Below are 24495 nucleotides of genomic sequence, written 5' to 3'. Positions count from 1 at the left end.
GTCATGCGCGAGATAGGACAGGAAGCACGCAATGATGGCAAGCGGCACGGCGTCAGGCGAAGCGACCGGTGGTCGACCCGCCGCCTCGCGCCCCGTGGTCACCCGCTTCGCGCCCTCGCCCACCGGCTATCTCCACATCGGCGGCGCCCGCACCGCCCTGTTCAACTGGCTGTTCGCCCGCCATCACGGCGGCAAGTACCTGCTCCGCATCGAGGATACCGACCGCGCCCGCTCGACCGAGCCGGCCATCGCGGCGATCTTCGACGGGCTGGACTGGCTGGGCCTGGACGGCGACGAGACGCCGGTCATGCAGTTCGCCCGGTCGGAGCGCCATGCCGAAGTGGCGCGCCAGCTGCTCGAATCGGGCCACGCCTACCGCTGCTATCTTACCCAGGACGAACTCGCCGCCCGCCGCGCCAAGGCCCAGGAAGAGCGCCGCCCCTTCCGGATCGACAGCGAATGGCGCGATGCCCCGGCCGATGCCGCGCCGCAGGGCCAGCCCTTCGTCGTGCGGATCAAGGCGCCCAGGGAAGGCGAGACGATCATCGACGATCTCGTCCAGGGTACGGTCACCGTGCGGAACGAGGAAATCGACGATTTCGTGATCCTGCGAAGCGACGGCACACCAACCTATATGCTGGCCGTGGTGGTCGACGATCATGACATGGGCGTGACTCACGTGATCCGCGGCGACGACCATCTCAACAATGCCTTCCGCCAGCTCGCCATCCTCCACGCGATGGACTGGCCGGTGCCGACCTATGCCCACGTGCCGCTGATCCATGGCGCGGACGGGGCCAAGCTGTCCAAGCGCCACGGCGCGCTGGGGGTCGATGCCTATCGCGACGAAATGGGCATCCTGCCGGAAGCCCTGTTCAACTACCTGCTGCGCCTCGGCTGGGGCCACGGCGACGACGAGATCATCGCGCGCGACCAGGCCGTCGCATGGTTCGACATCGCCCATGTCGGCAAGAGCCCGTCGCGGTTCGACCTGGCCAAGCTCCAGAACCTCAACGGCCACTACCTGCGCGAAGCCGACGATGCCCGCCTTGCGGCGCTGGTCGCATCGCGCATGGCCGGAGCGCCGGACCTGGCCCTGCTGACCAAGGCCATGCCGGTGCTGAAGGTGCGGGCCAAGGATCTGGGTGAACTGGCCGCCGGCGCTGCCTTCCTCTTCGCCGTGCGCCCGCTCGCACTGGAGGAGAAGGCCGCCACGCTCCTCACCGCCGAGGCGCGGGACCTGCTCGCGCGGCTGGTGCAATCACTTTCGACCCAATCGGACTGGACAAGCGCGGCTCTCGAAGCCACTCTCAAGGCGCTTGCGGCCGAGTGGGGGCTCGGTCTCGGCAAGCTCGCGCAGCCCCTGCGCGCCGCCTTGACCGGACAGACGACTTCCCCGGGAATTTTCGATGTTCTGGTTCTGCTCGGCAAGGACGAAAGCCTGGCGCGGATTGCCGCCCAGGCGGAACCTGCCGAACACGCGTGACAAGAAGGAGTTGCACAGGTGGGTAATGTGAAGCTGAGCGCCGAGGGCAAGGAATTCGACTATCCGGTCATGAGCGGCTCGGTCGGCCCGGACGTGATCGACATCCGCAAGCTCTATGGCCAGACCGGGATGTTCACTTTCGATCCCGGCTTCACCAGCACCGCGAGTTGCGAAAGCGCACTCACCTACATCGATGGCGATGAAGGCGTGCTGCTCCACCGCGGCTATCCGATCGGCCAGCTGGCCGAGCAGTCGAGCTTCATGGAAGTATCCTACCTGCTGCTCAACGGCGAACTGCCGAGCAAGCCGGAACTGGATGCCTTCACCCGCACGATCTCGCGCCACACCATGGTGCACGAGCAGTTGAGCAGCTTCTACAAGGGCTTCCGCCGCGACGCTCACCCGATGTCGATCATGTGCGGCGTGGTTGGCGCTCTCTCGGCCTTCTACCACGATTCCACCGACATCGCCGATCCGCTGCAGCGCCGCATCGCCAGCCACCGCCTGATCGCCAAGATGCCGACCATCGCGGCCATGGCCTATAAGTATTCGGTCGGCCAGCCCTTCGTCTATCCGGACAACAGCCTGAGCTACACCGGCAACTTCCTCAAGATGACCTTCGGCGTGCCGGCCGAGGAATATGAAGTGATCCCCGCTGTCGAAAGCGCGATGGACAAGATCTTCATCCTCCACGCCGACCACGAGCAGAACGCCTCGACCAGCACGGTGCGCCTTGCCGGTTCCTCGGGCGCGAACCCGTTTGCCTGCATCGCCGCCGGCATCGCCTGCCTGTGGGGTCCCGCCCATGGCGGCGCCAACGAAGCTGCGCTCAATATGCTCAAGGAAATCGGCACGCCCGACCGGATCCCGCACTATATCGAGCGCGCCAAGGACAAGAACGATCCGTTCCGCCTGATGGGCTTCGGCCACCGCGTCTACAAGAACTACGACCCCCGCGCGATCGTCATGCAGCAGACCGTGCGCGAGGTGTTCGACGCGCTCAAGGTCAACGATCCGCTGTTCGAGACCGCGCTGGAACTGGAACACCTGGCACTCAACGATCCCTATTTCATCGAGAAGAAGCTGTTCCCCAACGTCGATTTCTACTCGGGCATCATCCTGAACGCGATCGGCTTCCCGACCGATATGTTCACCGTGCTCTTTGCCCTGGCCCGCACCGTGGGCTGGGTGGCGCAGTGGAACGAGATGATCTCCGATCCCGGTCAGAAGATCGGGCGCCCGCGCCAGCTCTACACCGGCCCGACCCAGCGCGATTACGTGCCGGTCGACAAGCGCTAAGCGTCGTGAGAGGCGCGGCCGCCAGCCCAGGTGCCGATTTCTCAAGAGAAATCGGTTGGCCGCGCCAGCTCCATACCGGCCCGACCGAGCGCGACTGCGTTCCGCTCGACAGGCGCTGACAAGCCATGCGCCCGGTCCTCAAGGTCGTCGGCATCCTCGCGGTGGTGATGGGCCTGCTGTGGATCGGGCAGGGCACAGGCGTGGTCATGTGGCCGCGCTCAAGCTTTATGCTGGCCCAGCGGCAATGGGCATGGAACGGCGCCATCCTTGCGGGGATCGGCGCCGTCGTGCTGTGGGTGTCACGCCGCCGCGGCTGAGCTGGCGGCCGGCACGCTGAGGATGAACCGCGCGCCCTGCCCCGGCGCGCTCTCCACCGAAAGCTCGCCGCCCATCGCGCGGGCGAGCCGGCGCGAGATATAGAGGCCAAGGCCCGAGCCGCCATCGCCGCTGCGCCCGAGCCGCTCGAATTTCTCGAACACGCGGGCCTGCTGGGCGGCATCGAGGCCCGGCCCCTGGTCGGCGACGATCACGCGGGCAAAGCCGCCGTCCTGCTCCAGCCTGATCCACACTTGCGAGCCTTCCGGCGCATAGCGCAGGGCATTGCCGATAAGGTTGAGCAGGACCTGGAGCACACGGCGGAACTCGGCCGTGGCGGCCAGGCTTTCGCCCAGCTTGGGGGCATCGATCTCGATCCCGCGCTCGCGCGACTTGACGCCGAGGATGCCGGCGGCCTGCCGCGCCACTTCGGCAAGGTCGATCCGATCGGGCGAGGTGGTGAATTCTGCCGATTCAACCACTTCCAGATCGGTCAGGTCATCGATCAGGGCGAGCAGGTGCTGGCCGGCGGCGGCAATGTCGGCCGCATAGCCGCTGTATTCCTCGGCCAGCGGCCCCATCAGGCGGGAGCGGATGGTCTCGGCATTGGCGACGATCCGGGCGATCGGCTGGCGCAGCACGGGGGCAACCTCACGCCCGATCATCCGTGCCGGCTCGCTTCCGGTCTTGCCCTTGCCATGGCTGGCGCCGATCTCGGCCGGCGTGGGGAACGGGGTATCCGCGACGAAATGCAGTTCGAACCCGGTGGGCGCGCCGGCCGGTTCGCCAACCGGGAGCAGGACGGCCCGCCAGGCCCGTTCCGAACCGGCAATCCGCACCGGGGCGCCATCCAGCAGGCGCCAGTGGAGCGGCTGGTGATGGGCGCTGCCCTCGATCGTGACGAATTCGGTCCACGGCCGGGCCGGCTGGGTGATCATCCGTTCAGCGAGGCCCGCAAGGTCTGGGGCATGACCCTCGGCCACGACCACGCATTGCCGTGCATCGAGCCGGGCCGTGAATTCCGCGGTCTGGCGCGCCAGCCTGGCCCGGCGGCGGGCCGCGACCCGTTCATCCTCGGGCGTGGCGGGCAGCGTGTGCCATTGCCGCACTGCGATCTGGCAGCCGCCGTCGGCACCGGCCACGGGCTCGATCTCGACCCAGGCGGTGACCATCTCGGAACCGTCCTGCGCGATCAGCGGGGCGGCGCGCTTCAGCCCGGTGGCGCAGGCGCGCTCGACCGCCTCGCGCAGGGCGGGAATGGCCAGGGCGCCGGGCAGTTCTCCGCCGCAGCGCAAGTGCAGCCCGAGCAGCGGCTCATCTGCATCCACCAGCCGGCCTTGACCGTCGGTGGTGGCGCGGGCCAGCACGGCGCCGCCATCGGCGGGGGGCAGCCCGGTCATGCCTCGGCTCCGGCGAGCAGGGCGGCGGCGCGGGCGGCGGGAAGGTCGAGCCAGTCGCCCGGGAGGGCCGAATCAGGGTGGATCAGAGCGACCGCCGATCGGGCGGCCTCGGCCGGAATGCCCGCCGCGCGCAGCAGCAGGCCCAGCCGCAGGTCCTGTCCCGCCGCGCCAGCGAGCACCGCTTCCTCGCGCGGGACGCCGGCGCGCTGGGCAAGCGCGGTGGCGAACAGCGCGAAGCCGGCGCGGGCCGGATCGAGCAGGGCGCCCTCGTCGCTGGCGGCGCCGAGCACCAGCCGGGCGAGCTGCGCCAGGCGCGTGCGGCCCTCGTCATAATCGGCGCGGCGCCTGGCCGCCGCTTCGTTGCCGCCCGGCCCCATGGCATCGGCCAGGGCGACCAGCGCCTCGTGCATCGCCTCGGCCGGGAGTTCGGCGGCGACCGCCTCCATCCGCCGCTGGCGCGAGACGAAACGGGCCTGGGCGGCCAGCGCGTTCATCGCCAGGGCCGCCGTTTCGGCATCACCCGCCATTCGCGCCTCGATCAGCGGCGAGAGCACGGGATCGAGGCCGGCGCCAGCCAGGCGTTCGGCCACGCGCCCTTCGAGCGCCAGGGCATGGCAATGGGCCAGGACCGCCGGCCGGGCGCCGAGCGCGGCGGCGAGCGCCGCGGACAGGTCCTCGCCGCCGTCGCGCAGCAGGTCGGCGGCGAGCGCGGCGAGCAGCGCCCGGGTGCGGACGACCAGTTCCTCGGCCAGGACCGGCGCATCGTCGCCGCCGACCAGTTGCGGCAGCAGGGTGCCCAGGGCCGCGCGCACCCGCTCCTCGCGGGCAAGCTGGGCGAGCAGCGCCTCTGTTGCCCCCGGGCCGCTGCCGGGCATCATGGTATCGGCAAGGTTCATGGGAATCGCATAGCCTTGCGCGGTTAAGCTCGCGTTAGTGCGCTGCTCCGCCCGGACCCGTCGTTGCGGTGGCTGAGCACGAGCCCGGCCAGCAGCAGCAGCAGGACCAGGGCGAGCAGGCCCGGCGCGATCACCCCACCGGCGGCCATCAGCGCCAGCAGCAGGCACAGGAGCAGGCGATCGGCCAGCCACGCGCTCCACCCGGCGGGAAAGGCGCGTGGCAGGAGCCGGACCAGGCCCATCAGCACCGCCGGGGCAAAGCCGCGTTCGAGCAGGGATTCCCCCGGAAGCGGCGCGCGGGCGAGAACAAGGATGGCCACGATCAGCAGGTCGAGCACCCCGGCCGAGACCACGCTGCGCCAGGCCGAGCCGAGCCGCACGGCCAACGCCTCGCGCTGGAGCCGGCCGAGCAGGGCCGCGGTGCGCTGCAACACGCAGCCGAACCCGATGCAGACCAGCCCCAGCCAGGCCAGGCCGAACCAGGCGAGGCCAAAGCCGGCCAGGGCGATGAGATAGCCGGTGCCATAGGGCACCAGCAGCCCGGTGGCATTGGCATGGAGCACGGCGGGGCCGAACCGGCGGGCGAGGTAGCGGGCGAGCAAAGGGCCGGGCGTAGGCGGCCCGCCGGAGGTGTGGCGAACCATCCAGCCGTCTTCCGCCGCCTGGGCCTCGGCCTCGGTGCGGACCAGCAGCCAGCGGCCGCCCGCGCGCACCTCATCGGGCACCGGGCGCTGGGCAACTCCGGCCTGAAGCGCGATCCGCAGCAGCGCCGATCCGGCATCGGCATCGGGCGGCAGGTCCATCAGCCGATCGACCAGGCGCCCGGGAACCAGCATCAGCCCGGCGCTGGCATGATTGAGATCGATCCGTTCGAATCCGGCGGGAATGCCGCTTTCAGCCGGCTGGAGGAACACCGCCTGCCCGGTGCCGATCAGGCGCAGCGCATCGCCGGTGGTGGGCAGCAACCCCTCGGCCAGGACCAGCACTTCGTCGGCGGCGGAGACCAGCGGCGAGAGGCCGCGCGAGCCGGTGAGCACGTGGAACGCGGCCCCGCCGCGCTCACTCTCCCGCTGGAGTTCGGCCATCTCGGGCAGGTATTCGCGGGCCATGACGACAATCCGGCCGCAGCCGGCCGCCAGGGCCAGCGTGACCTGGTGGCGCGCCAATTGCGCCCCACCCACGCGAAGCAGGCCCCGCGGGGCAGGATGGCCGGGACCGGCCGGTTCGATAATGCTCAGCAGTGCGACCCGCAGTTTCCGTCTCCAGCGCGAGGCCGCAAAGTCTTAGGGCCGGACCGCGATCCTGCCAATAGCCAGAAGGTGCCGTTTTCCGGTGCGTTGCCCGCCGGCCTGATGATAGCCGGCCTGATGATGACCGGCCTGATGATGACCAGTCCGATCCGTGGTCAGGCGCCCAGGAACCCTTCGTGGAATTGCCGCAGGCGGCGTAGCACCACCGGATCGCCCGGCGCGCCGTCGATCGCCTCCTCGGCGAGCGCGATCAGCGCCTCGGCATGGAAGCTGCCGGCAATCCCCTTGAGCCGCTGGGCCGCGACCTGCCAGTTGGCATCGCAGCGCGCGCGGCCCAGCAGATCGATCTGGCGCGCGATGCTTTCGGCGAAGGCCTGCTTGAGTTCGGCGAACAGCGCCGGATCATCGCCGGCGGCGGCCGCGATCGTCGCGTCGAGTGAACCTGCCTCATATGCCATGCGCCCAAGCGTAGGGTGCTAGCGTTAAGGTGGGGTTTATCGCCGGCCGAACCATGATAGGTTGCCAGCCATGACCGGGGGATCACGCATCGTTGCGTTCGGGGGTGGTGGCGAAACGCCGCTGCCCAATGGAAACATGGCCGATGGAAACATGGCCGAGGAAAACATGGCCGAGGCCCAGGGGGCCAGCGAGCCGGCCGAAAGCGCCGTGCCCGCCGATTCGCCCGGCGCGCCGGAAGATGAAGCGGCCCAGGCCGGCGGCCGTGGCTGGCTGGCCCCTGCCCTCGCCCCTGCCCTCACCCTTGCCACGATCGCCGGCTGGAGCCTGTTCTTCGGCTGGGCCATGCGCCACCGCTTCGCCGCCGGGATCACCCCGAGCGATGGCGTGGCGCTGATCGGCAACTGGTCACTGCCGGTCCTGCTGGTCTGCGTGGTCTGGCTGATCACGCTTCGCACCAGCCGGCGCGAGGCGGCCCGTTTCGGCGATGCCGCCCGGATGCTTGGCGCAGAGGCCGGCGCGCTGGAGGGACGGCTGACCGTGGTCAACCGCGAACTCAGCCTCGCGCGCGAATTCATCGCCGCCCAGGCCCGCGACCTCGATTCGCTCGGCCGGCAGGCGGGCGAACGCCTGTCCGCCCATGCCGACCGGCTCCAGGCCCTGGTCCACGACAATGGCGCCCAGGTGGAAGCCATCGCCACGGTCAGCACCACCGCGCTCGACAACATGGAGCGCCTGCGCGGGCAATTGCCGGTGATCGCCAGTTCGGCCAAGGACGTGGCCAATTCGGTGGGCCATGCCGGGCGCACGGCGCAGGGCGCGCTGGACGGGCTGACCGAGGGCTTCGGCAAGCTGGAGGTCGCGGGCGCCGGCGCACAGGAGCGCACCACGCAAATCCACGCCCGGATCGAGGATTCGCTCGCCGTGCTCGACGGGCGGCTGGCCCAGGTCCAGGCAGTGGTCGCCGCCCGGATCGAAGAACTTGAACACCGCGGCGCGGCGCTGCGCGAACGGATGGCCGCTGATGAGGCCGACGCGCTCGACGCGATCCGCCGCCGCGGCCAGGCCCTGTCCGATGAAGTAGGCCGGACCCGCACCCAGTTGGAGGCCCACGAAGGCGAGGCCCTGACCTCGCTGCGCGCCCGGCTGGCCGGTCTGCGCGATGAAAGCGCCGCCCTCGCCCGCGCCCTCGCCGAAGCCCAGGCCGGCGCGGTCGCCGGTCTGGAAGCCGATCGCGAGCGCGTGGAAACCGCCTTGCGCGAAATGCTCCAGCGGCTCGACCAGCTTGACCGCGATGCCCTGGCCGCGGCCCAGGCACGGATCGCCTCGCTCTCGACCGAGGCCGGCAATTTCGACACGCGGCTGGCCGAACGCAACCGTCAGTTCGCCGCCGAGATCGAGGAACGCCTCACCGAAGCGGCCCGCCGCCACGATGCCGAAGTGGCGCGGATCGACGGGCTGTTCAGTCAGTTTGACGATGGCATCGCCGCCCGCCAGGCCCGGCAGGCCGCCAGCCAGCAATCCCTGGCCCAGCAGGGTGAGGCCATCGCTGCCCGGCTCGAGGGTCTGAGCGAGCGGATCGCCGCGATCTCGGCCTTCGGCAACCAGGCGGAGGAAAGCCTTGGCACCGGCCTCCAGCTCCTGGCCGAACGGCTCGCCTCAAGCCGCGAGGCGCTGTCGGGCACCGATGCGGCGATCGCCCGGCTGACCGAGGGGGCCGTGCGCCTGCTCGAACTGCTCCAGGCCGGGACCGATCAATCGCGCGATCAGCTGCCTGCCGCGCTCGCCTCGGGCGAGGCGCAACTGGTCACCTGGGAACAGCGGCTGCGCGAACTCAATGCGCTGGTGGCCGAGGCCACGGGCCATGGCGCGAGCCTGTCAGCCAATGTCGCCCAGACGCGCGAGAGCCTGGCCGGTGCCATGGCTGAACTGGGCACGCTGGGCGCTTCGCTGGATGATCGCCTGGCCAGCCAGGGCAGCCAGGTGACGCAGCTGCGCGATGGCCTGGCCGAACTGGAGCGCGCCAACCTGGTGGCCGCCGAAGCCGCCCAGGGCCAGCTCGCCAGCGCCACCGCGGCCCTCGCTGAAGCCGCCCGCGCCGCCGTCGCCACGCTCGGCACTGATGCCGAAGGCGCTGTCGCCGGCTTTGCCGATCGGCTGGGCGAAGAAAGCGCCGCCGCGATCGACAGGGTGATGCGGAGCCGCATCGCCGAAACGGTGGGCCGGCTCGAACAGGCAGCCGGTCATGCCGCCGGCGTCAGCCGCGAGGCCGCGCTGCAGATGCGCGACCAGCTCGCCCGGGTCGACGAACTGGCCGGCAATCTCGAGCGCCGTGTCGCCCGCGCCCGCGAACTGGCCCAGGAGCAGGTCGACAACGACTTCGCCCGCCGCGTGGCCCTGATCACCGAGAGCCTCAATTCCAACGCGATCGACATCGCCAAGGCGCTCTCCACCGAGGTTACCGACACGGCCTGGGCGGCTTACCTGAAGGGCGATCGAGGGGTCTTCACCCGCCGCGCGCTGCGGCTGGTCGATCTCAACGAGAGCCGCGAGATCGCGCGCATCTACGAGGATGACGGCGAATTCCGCGATCACGTCAGCCGCTACATCCACGATTTCGAGGCCATGCTGCGCCAGTTGCTGTCCACCCGAGACGGCCACGCGCTGGGGGTCACCCTGCTCTCGTCCGACATGGGCAAGCTCTACGTGATCCTCGCCCAGGCGATCGAGCGGCTGCGGAGCTGATCCGGCACGGGCGCCGTCCCGGGAACGATCCGGGACGGCGGCCCTATCGCGGCCGCTCGGGATAGAACCGGCTGACGTCAAGATCGGCGGCGGTGATCCAACCGTTGACGTAGTTGAAGTAGTAGAGCGCGAACAGGACCAGGCTGACCACGGTGGCCCGGCGCGCGATGCGGCGCGGGTTGAAGTTCACCGGCGCGCTGTCGGCATGGCCGCGGGCCACCGCGCTGTTGTCCTCATCCGGCGTGCGGACGCCGAAGGGCAGAACGAGGAAGGCCGAAAGCACCCAGAACAGGCAGTAGATCGCCGATATCGAAGTCCACCGCATGGCCTCAGCCCTCCACCAGCATGACCTGCACCTGCGGCTTCTTGCCCGACCAGCGGGTGGCGGCGCGGCGGGCGGCGAGCCGGGCAGCCTCGGTGACCGCTTCGCTGTCCTTGCGCGCGCCGCCCTTGAGCTTGCCGACCGCGTTCATCACATCGGCCTGGGCTTCGGCGCAGAAGGCTTCGTAATCCTCTTCGAGCGGCAGGCCCACGCCGGCAACCTTGGCATGGCCGCGCCCGTCGAGCGCGACGATGACCAGCCCGTTGAAGGCCAGGCGCCGGCGCATGATGATGCCCTGCCCGTCGGCCGGCGCGATGATATCGCCATCGAGCACCAGCCGCCCGGCGCGCACTTCACCGAACTTGCCCGGCTTGCCCGGCGCAAGGCGGACGAGATCGCCGTTTTTCTGGACCACCTGCTTGGGAACGCCGGCCTGCTTGCCCAGCCGCGCCTGCTCGCTCATGTGGCGCATCTCGCCGTGGACGGGCAGCAGGATTTCCGGCCTGATCCAGCTGTAGAGCGCGAGAAGTTCGGGCCGTCCGGGATGCCCGGACACGTGGATCGGGCTTTGCCGGTCGGTCACGATCGTGATCCCGTCGCCGGCCAGCTTGTTCTGGATGCGACCGATGGCGATCTCGTTGCCGGGGATCTGGCGGCTGGAAAACAGCACCACGTCGCCGCGCTCCAGCGAAATGTCGTGGTGGCCATCGGTGATCCGGGCGAGTGCCGCGCGCGGCTCGCCCTGCCCGCCGGTGGCGACAATCAGAACATCGCCGCGCGGCAGGTCCATGGCCGCATCGGCCCGGATTATCTCGGGAAATCTCTTGAGATAGCCGCTGGCCTGGGCCGCCTGGATGATCCGGTCAAGTGAGCGCCCGGCCACGCACAATTGCCGGCCACTGGCCTCGGCCACCTCGGCCAGGGTTTGCAGGCGCGCCACGTTGGAGGCGAAGGTGGTGACCAGAACCCGCTTGCCGCGATGCTTCTCCACCTCGGCCAGCAGCCCGCGCTTCACCCCGCCTTCCGACCCCGAAGCCTCGGGATTGAACACGTTGGTCGAATCGCAGACCAGCGCCAGGACGCCCTCGTCGCCGATGGCGGTCAGTTCCTCGCTGGTCGCCGGCTGGCCGATCAGCGGCTCGTCATCGAGCTTCCAGTCGCCAGTGTGGAACACGCGGCCATGGGGCGTCTCGATCACCAGGGCGTTGCCCTCGGCGATCGAGTGGGCCAGCGGCACGTAGCGGATGCCGAACGGCCCCAGGTCGAAGCGGTCAAGGTGGTCCACCACGTTGAGCTGGACCCGCGAGGCGATCCCCGCCTCCTCCAACTTGGCCCGCACCAGCCGCGCGGTGAAGGGCGTGGCATAGAGCGGCACGCCCAGTTCCTCGGCGAAATAGGGCACGGCGCCGATGTGATCCTCGTGGGCATGGGTCAGGACCACGCCAATCAGGTTTTCCCGCTCGCGCTCGATGAAATCGAGATCGGCGAAGACCAGGTCCACGCCGGGATATTCGTTGCCGCTGAAGGTCATGCCGAGATCGACCATCAGCCACTTGCCGTCACACCCGTAGAGGTTGACGTTCATCCCGATCTCGCCCGATCCGCCCAGCGCGCAGAATAGGAGCTCCTTGCCCGGTGTCATGCCTTGAAAACTCCTGTCACTGGCCACAAGCCCGCTGTGCAAGGATGGCCAGTCCGTTCAGGGTAAGATCGGCGTCGACGGAATCGAAGATGTCCGTCTGTTCGTCGAACAATACGGCAAGCCCGCCGGTGGCGATCACCTTGGCCGGGCGTCCGATCTCGGCCTTCATTCGCGCGATCAGCCCTTCCATCATCGCCACATAGCCCCAGAACACACCGATCAGCATCTGATCCTCGGTGTTGGTGCCAATCACGCTGGTGGTTTTCGGCGCACCAATGGCGATCCGGGGGAGCTTGGCGGTGTTGCCGACCAAGGCATCGAGCGAGAGATTGATCCCCGGCGCGATGATCCCGCCCTTGTAGGCGCCATTGAAGTCCACCACGTCGAAGGTCGTCGCCGTGCCGAAATCGACGATGATGAGATCGCCCCCGTGCGCCGCATGGGCCGCCACGGAATTGACCGCGCGATCCGCGCCGAGCGAGGCCGGCTGGTCGATATCGAGATCGATCCCGTAGGTCGCGGCACCAACCCCGGCCACCAGCGGGGTCACGCCGAAATACTTGTCGGCCAGGACCTCGATGTTGTGGAGGGCGCGCGGCACAACGGTGGAGACGATGATCTGGTCGATATCACCGCGCGCATGACCTTCCAGGACCAGCAATTGCGAAAGCCACACGGCATATTCGTCGCCGGTGCGGCGTGGATCGGTGGCGATGCGCCAGCGGGTACGGATCGCCGGGCCGCCCGGGGCGGCAAGGTCGATCAGCGCAAAGACGACATTGGTGTTCCCCAGATCGATCGCCAGCAGCATGGTTCGCGTTCCCTATTCGGCCCGGCCAGGCGGGGCGAGACGCACCTCGCCCGCCTGGATCGTGCGCTTGGTGCCGTCGCCAAGGGTCAGGATCAAGGCTCCGGTTGAATCGAGGCCGGCAAAGGTGCCCGCCAGCGGCGCCTCGCCCGGCTCGCCCACCAGCAGCGCGGTGCCCGCAGGATGCGCCGCAATGGTCCAGCGCGCAACCAGCGCCTCCAGCCCTGCGGCGCGCCACAGCGCGAGTTCGGCGGCGAAGGCGGAGGCGAGAGCCTGGGTGAAGCCATCCCGATCGGGTGCCGGGCCGAAGGCCGACAGCGCAACTGTCTCGCGTCCCGGTACTTGCGGCGCCAAGGCGAGGTTGGCCCCGATCCCCACGATCACGGCATCGCCTGTGCGTTCCAGCAGGACCCCGGCGAGTTTGGCTCCGGCTACCAGCACATCGTTCGGCCACTTGATCTCGGCGCGCAGCGGCGGCGGAACGAGCGGCGCCAGCGCGGCATGGACCGCCAGCCCCGCCACCAGCGCCAGGCTGGGCAGCGGCGGATCACCGGCGCGGGCATGGACCACGGTCGACCCCATGAAATTGCCCGCACCATCGAGCCAGGCCCGGCCCTGGCGGCCCCGGCCGGCGGTCTGCCGGTCGGCCACCAGCCAGTCCCCCTCGGGCACCGGCTCGCCGCCCGCGATCCGGGCCGCGATCTCGCCGTTGGTCGATCCGGTTTCGGGGACGAAAGCGATCAAGTGATCGGGAACAGGGCCGCGGCCGCCGTTGCGGACAGGCCGCCCAGCCACTTCGTCAGCAGGTAGCCCAGCGGCGAAAGGATCAGGCCTGCCGCCACCAGGATCGCCCGGTGGGCGAAATCGCTCGTCCCCGCGACCCGGCTGGCCGGCTCGTCGAAGTACATCACCTTGACGACCTTGAGGTAGTAGAAGGCACCGATCACGCTGGCGGCGATACCGATCGCGGCCAGCGGCACGAAACCTGCGGCAACGGCCGCCTGGAACACCACGAACTTGCCCCAGAACCCGAACAGCGGCGGAATGCCCGCCAGGCTGAACATGACCACCGCCATGCCCGCCGCCAGCCACGGCCGGGTGCGCGAGAGACCGGCGATGTCGGCGAAGCCCTCTACCGGATTGCCCTCGGCATCCTTGAGCAGCAGCACGACCACGAAGCTGGCCACGGTCATCACGACGTAGATCGCCATGTAGGTCAGCATGGCCGCGGCACCCTGCGGCGTCGCCACCGCCAGGCCGATCAGGATGAAGCCGACGTTGTTGATAGAGGAATAGGCCAGCAGGCGCTTGATGTTCTGCTGCCCGATGGCGCCGAGCGCGCCGATCACGATCGAGGCCACGGCCACGAAGATCACGATCTGCTGCCAGGCGCCCGCCTGGCCGGCGAAGGCGACCAGCGCCACGCGCATCAGCATGGCCATGGCACCCACCTTGGGCGCGGTGGCGAAGAACAGGGTGACCGGCGTGGGCGCGCCCTCATAGACGTCGGGCGTCCACATATGGAACGGCACGGCGGCGATCTTGAAGCCGATCCCCGCCAGCACGAAGACGATCCCGACGATCATGCCGAGCGAAAGCCCCCCGCTCATCGCGGCGCTGATGCCATCGAACTGGGTGGTCCCGGTGAAGCCGTAGGTCAGGCTGATGCCGAACAGCAGGATGCCGCTGGCCAGCGCGCCGAGCACGAAATACTTGAGGCCGGCTTCGGCCGAACGGTCGTCGCTGCGAAGGAAGGCCGCCAGCACGTAGCTGGCCAGCGAGTTCATCTCGAGGCCGATGTAGAGCGTGAGGAAATCGGTCGCCGAGACCATCATGCCCGTGCCGAGCGCGGCGAGCAGGACCAGCACCGGGAATTCGGCGCGCATGGCCCGGACCCGCTCGAAGAAGGCCGGGGCAATCACCAGGGTGAGCGCGGCCGAACCATAGATCAGCAGCTTGGCGAAGCTGGCGAAGGCGTCGGCGCGGAACTGGCCATAGAACACTTCGGTCCCCGGCCCCATCGCGCCGCCGCACAGCGCCGGCGCGACCAGCGCCATGGCCCCGACCAGCACGGCCACCGCCACGATCGAAATGGCGCGCGAAGCCTTGTCGCCGCACCAGGCGGCGGCGAGCAGCAGGACCAGGCCCGCCAGGCTCAGGATTTCCTCGGAGGCGGTCAGCCGGAGCGCGTGCGACCAGTCCATCAGTGAGCCCCCTCATGGGCGGCCGCGGCAGCGGCATTCTCGTGATCCACCGCTTCGGGGGCGGAATCGCCCTCGCCTGCGGCAACGTGTTCAACAGGCTTGCCGGCGGTCGGCTGCGCGTCGCCAGCCGGCTTGGCGCGGGCCAGGCGCGCATCGAGCGCGGCAATGTCCTTACGCATCGGCGCCAGGAACGATTCCGGATAGACCCCCATCCACAGCACGGCGAGGCCGAGCGGCACCACCATGGCCATTTCGCGGAAGTTGAGGTCGGTCATGGCCGCGGCATCGGCTTGCTTCTGGTCCCCGAAGGCCACGCGGCGATAGAGGTAGAGCATATAGGCCGCGCCCAGGATGATTCCCGTGGTGCAGACCAGCGCCACCCACGAAGACACCTGGTAGATCCCGCCGAGAGAGAGGAACTCGCCGACGAATCCGCTGGTGCCGGGCAGGCCGATCGAGGCCATGGTGAACAGCAGGAAGAACAGCGCATAGCGCGGCATATTGATCGACAGGCCGCCGTAGCGATCGATCTCGCGGGTGTGCAGGCGATCGTAGATGATGCCCACGCAGAGGAACAGCGCGCCCGAGACGAGGCCGTGGCTCAGCATGACGATCATCGAGCCTTCCAGCCCCTGCACGTTGAAGGCGAACAGGCCGATGGTGACGATGGCCATGTGGGCGACCGAGGAATAGGCGATCAGCTTCTTCATGTCGTGCTGGACGAGGGCGATGAGCGAAGTGGCCACCACCGCGATCATCGACAGCGCGAAGACCAGCCAGGCGAACTGGGCGCTCGCCTCCGGGAACATCGGCAACGAGAAGCGGATGAAGCCGTAGCCGCCCATCTTCAGCAGCACGCCGGCCAGGATCACCGAACCGGCGGTCGGCGCCTGGACGTGGGCGTCGGGCAGCCAGGTGTGGACCGGCCACATCGGCATCTTCACCGCGAACGAGGCGAAGAAGGCCAGGAACAGCCAGGTCTGCGCGGATGGCGCGAAATCGTAGGCCATCAGGGTCGGGATGTCGGTGGTGCCGGCTTCATGCGCCATCCACAGCATCGCGATCAGCATCAGCACCGAGCCGAGCAGGGTGTAGAGGAAGAACTTGTAGCTGGCGTAGATCCGGTCCTGCCCGCCCCAGATCCCGATGATCAGGTACATCGGGATCAGGCCGGCCTCGAACATGATGTAGAACAGGTAGAGATCCTGGGCCGTGAAGACGCCGATCATCAGCGTTTCCATGAACAGGAAAGCGGCATAGTATTCGCCCTGTCGCCTGGTCACGCTCTCCCAGCTCGCGCCGATGCAGATCGGCATGAGGAAGACCGAGAGCAGGATCAGCATCAGCGCGATGCCGTCGATCCCGAGCGCCCAGGAGAAGCCGGCGAACAGCGGCACGCGTTCCACGAACTGCCACTGGGCGCCGCCCACGTCGTAGCCGCTCCACAGCACCAGGCCGAGCGCAAGGTCGATCAAGGTCGCGGCCAGCGCGATCTGGCGGGCCGCGCGGTCGCCTGCGACGAGGCTGGCCACGGCGCCGACCAGCGGCACCAGGACCATGGCCGAGAGGATGGGAAAGCCGGTCATATTAGCGCACCACCACCCAGCTGATCCCCATCACCAGACCGATGAGCATGACCAGCGCATAACTGTAGAGATATCCCGACTGGACCCGCTGCGCGACGCGCGAACCCTGCGCCACCACCCAGGCCGCGCCGTTGGGGCCGAACCGGTCGATGATGCCGACATCGCCCTGCTTCCAGAACACCCGGCCGAGCCAGAAGGCAGGCCGCACGAACAGGAAGTTGTAGAGCTCGTCGAAATACCACTTGTTGAACACAAACTTGTGCACGACGCCGAGCTGCTCGACGAAGGCTTCCGGAAGCTTGGGGTTCTTCAGGTAGGCATACCAAGCCGTACCGAAGCCGATCGCCATGACCGTGAACGGCGCCCACTTCACCCACACCGGCACGCCGTGCATCTGGTGGATCAGGTGTTCGCTGAAGACAAGGCTGCCCTTCCAGAACTCGCCCGTGCCTTCGCTGATGAAAGCGTGGGCGAAGACGAAGCCGGCAAACACCGCGCCAAGGCTCAGGAGGCCGAGCGGCACCAGCATCGAGAGCGGGCTCTCGTGCGGATGGTAGCCGGCGGTGCCTTCGCCGTGGTGCGGATCGGGCACGTGATGGTGCGCGTCGGGGTGCGACTGCTCCTCATCGGCGTGCTCGTGATGGCCGTGGACAGCGTGCTGAATGTGCTCCGAAGCGGCCCAGCGCGGCTTGCCGTAGAAGGTCAGGAAAACGAGGCGCCAGGAATAGAAGCTGGTCATCAGCGCGGCGGAAATGCCGCACCAGAAGGCGAAGGAGCCCAGTTCGGTGCCGCTCGCGAAGGCCGCTTCGAGGATCGAATCCTTCGAATAGAAGCCGGCGAAGCCAAACACGTCGGCAATGCCCACGCCGGTGATCGCCAGTGTTCCGGCCATCATCGCCCAGAAGGTCAGCGGGATTTCCTTACGCAGCGCGCCATAATAGCGCATATCCTGCTCGTGGTGCATCGCATGGATCACCGAGCCCGCGCCCAGGAACAGCAGCGCCTTGAAGAAGGCGTGGGTGAACAGGTGGAACATGGCCGAACCGAAGGCGCCAACGCCCGCCGCGAAGAACATATAGCCAAGCTGCGAGCAGGTCGAATAGGCGATGACCCGCTTGATGTCCCACTGGGTCGTGCCGACCGTGGCCGCGAAGAAGCAGGTGGCCGCGCCGATGAAGGTGACGAAGCCGAGCGCGGTCGGGCTGGTGGCGAACATCGGGGAAAGGCGGCAGACCATGAACACGCCGGCGGTCACCATGGTCGCCGCGTGGATCAGGGCCGAGACCGGGGTCGGGCCTTCCATCGCGTCGGGCAGCCAGGTGTGCAGGCCCAGCTGGGCCGACTTGCCCATGGCGCCGATGAACAGCAGCACGCACAGCACGGTCATGGTGTCGAAGCGGTGGCCGAGGAAGCCGATCGTGCTGCCGGCCATTCCGGGGGCAGCTTGCAGGATCGCGTCGATCGAAGTGGTCTGGAACACCAGGAAGGTGCCGAAGATGCCGAGCATGAAGCCGAGGTCACCCACGCGGTTGACCACGAAGGCCTTGATCGCGGCGGCGCAGGCCGAGGGCTTGCGGAACCAGAAGCCGATCAGGAGATAGGAGGCCAGGCCCACCCCTTCCCAACCGAAGAACATCTGCACGAGGTTGTCGGCGGTCACCAGCATGAGCATGGCGAAGGTGAACAGCGAGAGGTAGGCGAAGAACCGCGGCTGGTCCTCCTCCTCGTCCATGTAGCCCCAGCTATAGAGGTGGACGAGCGCCGAGACGCTGGTGATGACCACCAGCATGACGGCTGTCAGCGTGTCCACCCGCAGCGCCCAGTCGAAGGTCATCGCGCCCGACTGGACCCATTTCAGGACGGGCACGACGCTCTTTTCGGCATGGCCGGCAAGGAACGAGAGGAAGATCGGCCAGGACAGCGCGCAGGACGCGAACAGCGCGCCGGTGGTGACCACCTTGGCGGGCACCTTGCCCAGCGCCTTGTTGCCAAGGCCGGCGACGATCGCTGCCAGAAGCGGCAGGAACACGATGAAGAGGATCGGATGCACCTCTGATTACCCCTTCATCCGGTTCACGTCGTCAACCGCGATCGAGCCACGGCCACGGAAGTAGATCACGAGGATCGCCAGGCCCACCGCCGCTTCGCCGGCGGCGACCGTCAGCACGAACATGGCGAAGATCTGGCCGGTCAGGTCGCCCAGGAAGCTCGAGAAGGCGACCAGGTTAAGATTCACCGCCAGCAGGATCAGTTCGATCGCCATCAGGATCACGATGATGTTCTTGCGGTTGAGAAAGATGCCGAGCACGCCGAGCACGAACAGGATCGAGCTGACGACGACGTAGTGTTCGATGCCGATCATCAGAGCTGGACCCCCTTGCCCACTTCCGGCGAAACGTTGCGCGTGGCCTCTTCCGGCCGGCGCGCAACCTGCTTCGACACGTTCTGGCCGCGCACGTCACCACGCTGGCGGTGGGTCAGCACGATCGCGCCGATCATCGCCACGAGCAGGACAATTCCGGCCGCCTCGAACAGAAACAGGTAGCGCGTGTAGAGCAGCGCGCCGATGGCCTCGATGTTCGACTGGCCGGCGACAACGGCGGCATGGCCGTCGGGCTTGCCCAGCTTCAGCGCACCCGCGCGATAGGCGCCCGCGCCCAGCACCAGTTCCATCAGCAGGACCAGCGCGAGGGCGAAGCCCAGCGGGAAATTCCGGATGAACCCGGCCCGCAATTCGGCAAAGTCGATGTCGAGCATCATGACCACGAACAGGAACAGCACGGCCACGGCGCCGACATAGACGATGACCAGCAGCATCGCGATGAACTCGGCGCCGACGAGGACCATCAGCCCCGCCGCGTTGAAGAAGGCCACGATCAGCCACAGCACCGAATGGACCGGGTTGCGGGCGAGGATCGTCAGCGAACCGGCGGCAATGCACAGGACCGCGAAGAGATAGAAGGCAAAGGCCTGGATCATGGTGCGCGCCCCCTATCGATACGGCGCATCGGCTTCAAGGTTCGCGGCGATCGCCCGCTCCCACTTGTCCCCGTTCGCAAGCAGCTTGGCCTTGTCGTAGAGCAATTCCTCGCGCGTTTCGGTCGCGAATTCGAAGTTCGGCCCTTCGACGATGGCATCGACCGGACAGGCTTCCTGGCAGAAGCCGCAGTAGATGCACTTGGTCATGTCGATGTCGTAGCGCGTGGTGCGGCGGCTGCCATCCTCGCGCGGCTCGGCCTCGATGGTGATCGCTTGGGCCGGGCACACCGCCTCGCACAGCTTGCAGGCGATGCAGCGTTCCTCGCCGCTGGGATAGCGGCGCAGGGCGTGCTCGCCGCGAAAGCGCGGGGAGAGCGGGTTCTTCTCGAACGGGTAGTTGATCGTCGCCTTGGGCTTGAAGAAGTACTTCAAGGTCAGCCAGTGCGCCTTCACGAACTCCCACAGCGTGAAGCTCTTGATGAGCTGGGCAGCGGTCATGCGAAGTGTCCGGTAAGCATGAGGTAGCCGCTGACGAGGAACACCCACAGCAGCGAGACGGGCAGGAACACCTTCCAGCCCAGCCGCATTAGCTGGTCATAGCGATACCGGGGCACGGTCGCCTTCACCCAGCTGAACACGAAGAAGAAGAACAGGATCTTGGCCAGCAGCCAGACCACGCCCGGGATCAGGTAGAGCGCCGGAATGTCCAGCGGCGGCAGGTAGCCCCCGAAGAACAGAGTGGCGTTGAGCGCGCACATCAGCAGCACGTTGGCATATTCGCCCAGCCAGTAGAGCGCGAAGCTCATCGAGGAATATTCGGTCTGGTAGCCCGCCACCAGCTCGCTCTCGGCCTCGGTGAGGTCGAACGGGGCGCGCTGGGTTTCGGCCATGCCGGAGATCAGGAACATCACCCACATCGGGAACAGCAGCGGGTTCGCCACGAAGCCGTTGATCAGCCAGACGTGGTCCTTCTGCGCCTCGACGATTTCCTTCATGTTGAAGGAGCCGGCCCACAGCACCACGCAGATCAGGATGAAGCCGATCGAGACTTCATAGGAGATCATCTGGGCCGAGGCGCGCATGGCCGAGAAGAACGGATATTTCGAGTTCGACGACCAGCCCGCGATCACCGTCCCGTAAACGCCCAGCGACGAGATCGCCAGGATGTAGAGCAGGCCGACGTTGATATCGGCCAGGATCGCGCCCGAATTGAACGGGATCACCGCCCAGGCCAGCAAGGCCACGGTGAAGGTAACGATCGGCGCGAGGACGAACAAGCCCTTGTTCGCGGCCGAGGGGATGATCGTCTCCTGCAGGAAGACCTTGAGGCCGTCCGCGAAGGACTGGAGCAGGCCGAACGGGCCGACCACGTTGGGGCCGCGCCGCAGGGCCATGGCCGCCCAGATCTTGCGGTCGGCATAGATGATCATGGCCACGCCCAGCAGCAGCGGCAGGGCGATCAGCAGGGTCCCGCACAGGGTGGCGATGGCCCAGGCCCATTCGTAGGACAGGCCTAGCGATTGGAAGAAGCTGGTCATTCCGCTGCCTCCGCGAAGTCCTGCCCGTGGAGCAGTTCGGCCGAACAGCGCTGCATCGTTTCCGAGGCCCGTGCGATCGGGTTGGTGAGATAGAAATCGGCGATCGGATAGGCGATCACGCCTTCCGCCTTCCCGCCCTTGGGCGCCTTGGGCAGCTTGCCGTAATCGGCGAGGCCTTCCGTGCCCAGTGCCGGGACCGCCTTGGCCATCGCCGCGCGCAGCTCCTCGAAGCTGTCAAACCCGACCGAGACCTTCAGCGCATCGGCCAGCGCACGCAGGATCGTCCAGTCCTCGCGCGCATCGCCCGGCGCGAAGACGGCCTTCTCGGCGAACTGCACCCGGCCTTCGGTGTTGACGTAGGTGCCCGCCTTCTCGGTGAAGGCGGCGGCCGGCAGGATCACGTCGGCCGCGTGAGCGCCCTTGTCGCCGTGGTGGCCGATGTAGACGATGATCGAATCCGAGAACTTCGCGTAGTCCACCTCGTCGGCGCCGAGCGAAAGCAGTAGCTTCGGCTTGGCGGCAACGATATCCGCGATGCCGCCCTTCTGGGCATAGCCCAGCATCAGCCCGCCCATGCGGCTGGCGGCCATGTGCAGCACGTTGAAGCCGTTCCAGGCGGAGCCGTCGTCCAGCGTGCGGACGAGGTTCCAGTCCTCGGCAAGCGCCAAAGCCGGGCCGAGCGCGCCCTTGGCAAGCCCAGCCCCGCCGAGGATCACCGCCGGACGGGCCGCGCCCTTGAACACTTCGCCGACATGGGCCGGGAGCTTGCCCAACACGGCGGCGTCCTCACCGAGGAATTCGGCCTGGAACGTGGTTTCCCACTGCGGCCCGACCACGAAGACCCTGGCGCCGCGCTTGACCGCCTTGCGGAGCCGCGCGTTCACCAGCGGCGCTTCCCAGCGCACATGGCTACCCACGATCAGGATCGCGTCGGCGTTTTCGATGCCGGCCAGCGTGGTGTTGAAGTTGACCGCGGCGAGGTTGTCCGCCGCATAGCTCATGCCCGTCTGCCGGCCTTCCAGCAGGCTGGAGCCGAGCGCGGAAACCAGCGCCCTGGCGGCGAACATCGTTTCGCAATCAACGAGATCGCCGGCAATCGCGGCAATGCTGCTGCCCGGCTTGACCTTGGCGACTGCGGCGAAGGCCTCGTCCCAGCTGGCGGCGACCAGCTTGCCGTTCTTGCGGAGCCAGGGCTGGTCCAGCCGGCGCCTGGTCAGACCATCGACCTCGAACCGCGCCTTGTCGGAGATCCACTCCTCGTTCACGTCATCGTTCACACGCGGAAGGATCCGCAGGACCTCGCGGCCCCGGCTGTCCAGCCGGATATTGGCGCCGATCGCGTCGGAAACGTCGATCGACAGCGTCTTCTTCAACTCCCACGGCCGCGCCTCGAAGGCATAGGGCCGGCTGGTGAGCGCGCCGACCGGGCACAGGTCGATCACGTTGGCGCTCATCTCGTGGCGGGCGGCGCGTTCGAGATAGGTCGTGATCTGCATGGCCTCGCCGCGATAGAGCGCGCCGATCTCGTCCACGCCGGCGATCTCTTCCGAGAAGCGCACGCAGCGGGTGCAATGGATGCAGCGCGTCATCGTGGTCTTGATGAGCGGCCCCATGGTCTTCTCGGTGACCGCGCGCTTGTGCTCGTGATAACGCGATTGCCCGCGCCCATAGGCGACCGACTGGTCCTGCAGGTCGCATTCGCCGCCCTGGTCGCAGATCGGGCAATCGAGCGGGTGGTTGATGAGGAGAAACTCCATCACCCCTTCGCGCGCCTTCTTGACCATCGGGCTGTCGGTCTTGATCACCTGGCCTTCGGCGGCCGGCAGGGCGCAGCTGGCCTGTGGCTTGGGCGGCCCAGGGGCGACCTCGACCAGGCACATCCGGCAATTGCCGGCAATGGAGAGGCGCTCATGATAGCAGAAGCGCGGCACTTCCTTACCGGCCAGCTCGCAGGCCTGGAGCACGGTGGCGCCCGCCGGAACTTCGAGTTCGACGCCGTCTACGGTGACTTTAGGCATAGTATACCCCCTCGCCGTTGAGGGTGTTCCAGTCGCGAGTTTGTTGCCCTCGCATCCGAACTGCACGACCAGCTTCAAGCTGCATTTTGACGTCTTCCAAAGTGTCAAACTCGTCGTAGTCGCAAGCGCGGTTTGTCTTCACGCCGGCCTTGCGGACCAGATACTTTCCGTCGCGCGCCCTCGGCGCTACTTCAAAGACCTCGGCCTTGCCTTTGTCCGCCCCAAATGGCTTTGTATGGACTTTCCAGATGCGCGACAGGCTCACTCCGCCGCCTCCCGCACGTTCGCTTCGATCCGGCGTTCCAGCTCGGGGCGGAAATGGCGGATCAGGCCCTGGATCGGCCAGGCGGCCGCGTCGCCCAGGGCGCAGATCGTGTGGCCTTCGACCTGCTTGGTGACCTCCTGGAGCATATCGATCTCCTCGACAGCCGCGTCGCCCGTCCGCAGCCGCTCCATCACCCGCCACATCCAGCCGGTGCCTTCGCGGCACGGCGTGCACTGGCCGCAGCTTTCGTGCTTGTAGAAGTAGGACAGGCGCGAAATGGCGCGGACGATGTCGGTCGACTTGTCCATGACGATGACCGCCGCCGTGCCGAGGCCGGAGCCGACCGCCTTGAGGCCGTCGAAGTCCATCGGCGCGTCCCAGATTTCCGCGGCCGGAACCAGCGGGACCGAGGAACCGCCGGGGATCACGGCGAGGAGATTGTCCCGCCCGCCGCGAATGCCGCCGCAATGCTTCTCGATCAGTTCGCTGAACGGGATCGACATCTCTTCCTCGACCACGCAGGGCTTGTTCACGTGGCCCGAGATCTGGAAGAGCTTGGTGCCCTTGTTGTTCTCGCGCCCGAAGGAGGAGAACCAGCCAGCGCCGCGCCGCAGGATCGTCGGCGCAACGGCGATCGATTCCACGTTGTTGACCGTGGTCGGACAGCCATAGAGGCCCGCGCCGGCCGGGAACGGGGGCTTGAGGCGCGGCTGGCCCTTCTTGCCCTCGATGCTTTCGATCATCGCGGTCTCTTCGCCGCAGATGTAGGCGCCGGCGCCGCGATGGACGAAGACGTCGAAATCGTAGCCCGAACCGCAGGCGTTCTTGCCGACGAGGCCGGCGTCATAGGCCTCGGCTACGGCGGCAAAGAGAGTTTCGGCCTCGCGGATGTATTCGCCGCGAATGTAGATGTAGGCGGCCCGCGCGCCCATGGCGAAGCCCGCCACCAGCGCGCCCTCGATCAGCTTGTGCGGATCGTGGCGGATGATCTCGCGGTCCTTGCACGAACCCGGCTCTGATTCGTCGGCGTTGATGACCAGGAAGCCCGGACGGTCCGCCTTGTATTCGCGTGGCATGAAGGACCACTTCATGCCGGTCGGAAAACCCGCCCCGCCGCGGCCGCGCAGGCCCGAATCCTTGATTTCCTGGACGATGGCATCGCGGCCCTTGGCCAGCAGCGCCTTGGTGTTGTCCCAGTCGCCGCGCACCTGAGCCGCCTTCAGGTTCCACGGCTGGTAGCCGTAGACGTTGGTGAAGATGCGGTCCTTGTCGGAAAGAGCCATGGC

General features: G+C 67.7%; 22 protein-coding genes. 4 read left to right on the top strand and 18 right to left on the bottom strand.

Annotation, left to right across the window (positions count from 1 at the left end):
• Positions 1–34 precede the first annotated feature (34 nt).
• From gltX to ACFOD9_RS08410, 3 genes are all read left to right on the top strand, one after another.
• Complete coding sequence (gene gltX, locus ACFOD9_RS08420) at positions 35–1486, top strand: glutamate--tRNA ligase (protein ID WP_379509964.1); 1452 nt, start codon at positions 35–37, stop codon at positions 1484–1486.
• 18 nt (positions 1487–1504) lie between these two features.
• A complete protein-coding gene (locus ACFOD9_RS08415) occupies positions 1505–2785 on the top strand; it encodes a citrate synthase (protein ID WP_379509641.1) in 1281 nt (426 codons plus the stop codon).
• A gap of 125 nt (positions 2786–2910) precedes the next feature.
• Positions 2911–3102, top strand: coding sequence for a hypothetical protein (locus ACFOD9_RS08410; RefSeq protein ID WP_379509640.1), 192 nt, complete (start codon positions 2911–2913; stop codon positions 3100–3102).
• On the opposite strand, the gene ACFOD9_RS08405 is transcribed toward ACFOD9_RS08410, so the two are convergent.
• The 4 genes from ACFOD9_RS08405 to ACFOD9_RS08390 form a co-directional block, all read right to left on the bottom strand.
• Complete coding sequence (locus tag ACFOD9_RS08405; RefSeq protein WP_379509639.1) at positions 3085–4500, bottom strand: sensor histidine kinase; 1416 nt, start codon at positions 4498–4500, stop codon at positions 3085–3087. The genes ACFOD9_RS08410 and ACFOD9_RS08405 overlap by 18 nt on opposite strands.
• A complete protein-coding gene (locus ACFOD9_RS08400; protein WP_379509638.1) occupies positions 4497–5396 on the bottom strand; it encodes a hypothetical protein in 900 nt (299 codons plus the stop codon). The genes ACFOD9_RS08405 and ACFOD9_RS08400 overlap by 4 nt, the downstream gene beginning before the upstream one ends.
• Before the next feature lie 23 nt (positions 5397–5419).
• Positions 5420–6562: a hypothetical protein gene (locus ACFOD9_RS08395; RefSeq protein WP_379509637.1), complete on the bottom strand. Its 1143-nt coding sequence runs from the start codon at positions 6560–6562 to the stop codon at positions 5420–5422.
• A gap of 239 nt (positions 6563–6801) precedes the next feature.
• Positions 6802–7104 (bottom strand): Hpt domain-containing protein, encoded by a 303-nt coding sequence (locus tag ACFOD9_RS08390; protein ID WP_379509636.1) that lies wholly within the window; start codon positions 7102–7104, stop codon positions 6802–6804.
• Positions 7105–7240: 136 nt separating this feature from the next.
• Between ACFOD9_RS08390 and ACFOD9_RS08385 the strand changes: the two genes are divergently transcribed.
• Positions 7241–9847, top strand: a complete 2607-nt coding sequence (locus ACFOD9_RS08385) for an ATPase (RefSeq protein ID WP_379509635.1) — start codon at positions 7241–7243, stop codon at positions 9845–9847.
• Positions 9848–9890: 43 nt separating this feature from the next.
• On the opposite strand, the gene ACFOD9_RS08380 is transcribed toward ACFOD9_RS08385, so the two are convergent.
• From ACFOD9_RS08380 to nuoF, 14 genes are read right to left on the bottom strand one after another with little or no spacing between them, the layout of a single operon-like run.
• The gene (locus ACFOD9_RS08380; RefSeq protein WP_379509634.1) at positions 9891–10172 is read right to left on the bottom strand and encodes a DUF1467 family protein; all 282 of its coding nucleotides are present in this window, start codon (positions 10170–10172) and stop codon (positions 9891–9893) included.
• Positions 10173–10176: 4 nt separating this feature from the next.
• Complete coding sequence (locus tag ACFOD9_RS08375) at positions 10177–11811, bottom strand: ribonuclease J (protein WP_379509633.1); 1635 nt, start codon at positions 11809–11811, stop codon at positions 10177–10179.
• A 16-nt stretch (positions 11812–11827) separates the two neighbouring features.
• On the bottom strand, positions 11828–12622 hold the full coding sequence (locus ACFOD9_RS08370; RefSeq protein ID WP_379509632.1) for a type III pantothenate kinase: 795 nt from the start codon (positions 12620–12622) through the stop codon (positions 11828–11830).
• A gap of 12 nt (positions 12623–12634) precedes the next feature.
• Positions 12635–13363, bottom strand: coding sequence for a biotin--[acetyl-CoA-carboxylase] ligase (locus ACFOD9_RS08365; protein WP_379509631.1), 729 nt, complete (start codon positions 13361–13363; stop codon positions 12635–12637).
• The gene (gene nuoN, locus ACFOD9_RS08360) at positions 13360–14823 is read right to left on the bottom strand and encodes an NADH-quinone oxidoreductase subunit NuoN (protein ID WP_379509630.1); all 1464 of its coding nucleotides are present in this window, start codon (positions 14821–14823) and stop codon (positions 13360–13362) included. Before nuoN ends, ACFOD9_RS08365 begins: the two co-directional genes overlap by 4 nt.
• Positions 14823–16409 carry an NADH-quinone oxidoreductase subunit M gene (locus tag ACFOD9_RS08355; protein WP_379509629.1) on the bottom strand — a complete coding sequence of 529 codons (1587 nt, stop codon included), beginning with the start codon at positions 16407–16409 and terminating at the stop codon, positions 14823–14825. Before ACFOD9_RS08355 ends, nuoN begins: the two co-directional genes overlap by 1 nt.
• A 1-nt stretch (position 16410) precedes the next feature.
• Positions 16411–18459 (bottom strand): NADH-quinone oxidoreductase subunit L, encoded by a 2049-nt coding sequence (gene nuoL / locus ACFOD9_RS08350; RefSeq protein WP_379509628.1) that lies wholly within the window; start codon positions 18457–18459, stop codon positions 16411–16413.
• Positions 18460–18465: 6 nt separating this feature from the next.
• Entirely contained in the window at positions 18466–18771 is a 306-nt protein-coding gene (gene nuoK, locus ACFOD9_RS08345; protein WP_379509627.1) for an NADH-quinone oxidoreductase subunit NuoK, read from the bottom strand.
• Positions 18771–19388 (bottom strand): NADH-quinone oxidoreductase subunit J, encoded by a 618-nt coding sequence (locus tag ACFOD9_RS08340; RefSeq protein ID WP_379509626.1) that lies wholly within the window; start codon positions 19386–19388, stop codon positions 18771–18773. Before ACFOD9_RS08340 ends, nuoK begins: the two co-directional genes overlap by 1 nt.
• A 12-nt stretch (positions 19389–19400) precedes the next feature.
• Positions 19401–19886, bottom strand: coding sequence for an NADH-quinone oxidoreductase subunit NuoI (gene nuoI / locus ACFOD9_RS08335; RefSeq protein ID WP_379509625.1), 486 nt, complete (start codon positions 19884–19886; stop codon positions 19401–19403).
• Complete coding sequence (nuoH, locus tag ACFOD9_RS08330; protein WP_379509624.1) at positions 19883–20926, bottom strand: NADH-quinone oxidoreductase subunit NuoH; 1044 nt, start codon at positions 20924–20926, stop codon at positions 19883–19885. The genes nuoI and nuoH overlap by 4 nt, the downstream gene beginning before the upstream one ends.
• Complete coding sequence (gene nuoG / locus ACFOD9_RS08325; protein WP_379509623.1) at positions 20923–22944, bottom strand: NADH-quinone oxidoreductase subunit NuoG; 2022 nt, start codon at positions 22942–22944, stop codon at positions 20923–20925. The genes nuoH and nuoG overlap by 4 nt, the downstream gene beginning before the upstream one ends.
• A complete protein-coding gene (locus ACFOD9_RS08320) occupies positions 22937–23209 on the bottom strand; it encodes a hypothetical protein (RefSeq protein ID WP_379509622.1) in 273 nt (90 codons plus the stop codon). The genes nuoG and ACFOD9_RS08320 overlap by 8 nt, the downstream gene beginning before the upstream one ends.
• Positions 23206–24492, bottom strand: coding sequence for an NADH-quinone oxidoreductase subunit NuoF (gene nuoF / locus ACFOD9_RS08315; RefSeq protein ID WP_379509621.1), 1287 nt, complete (start codon positions 24490–24492; stop codon positions 23206–23208). Before nuoF ends, ACFOD9_RS08320 begins: the two co-directional genes overlap by 4 nt.
• Between the last annotated feature and the right edge of the window lie 3 nt (positions 24493–24495).

The organism is Novosphingobium bradum, assembly GCF_042646485.1.
Classification (GTDB): Bacteria; Pseudomonadota; Alphaproteobacteria; order Sphingomonadales; family Sphingomonadaceae; genus Novosphingobium; species Novosphingobium bradum.
The sequence above is the reverse complement of the archived record's forward strand: the minus strand, read 5'-3'. Positions and strand labels throughout refer to the sequence as shown.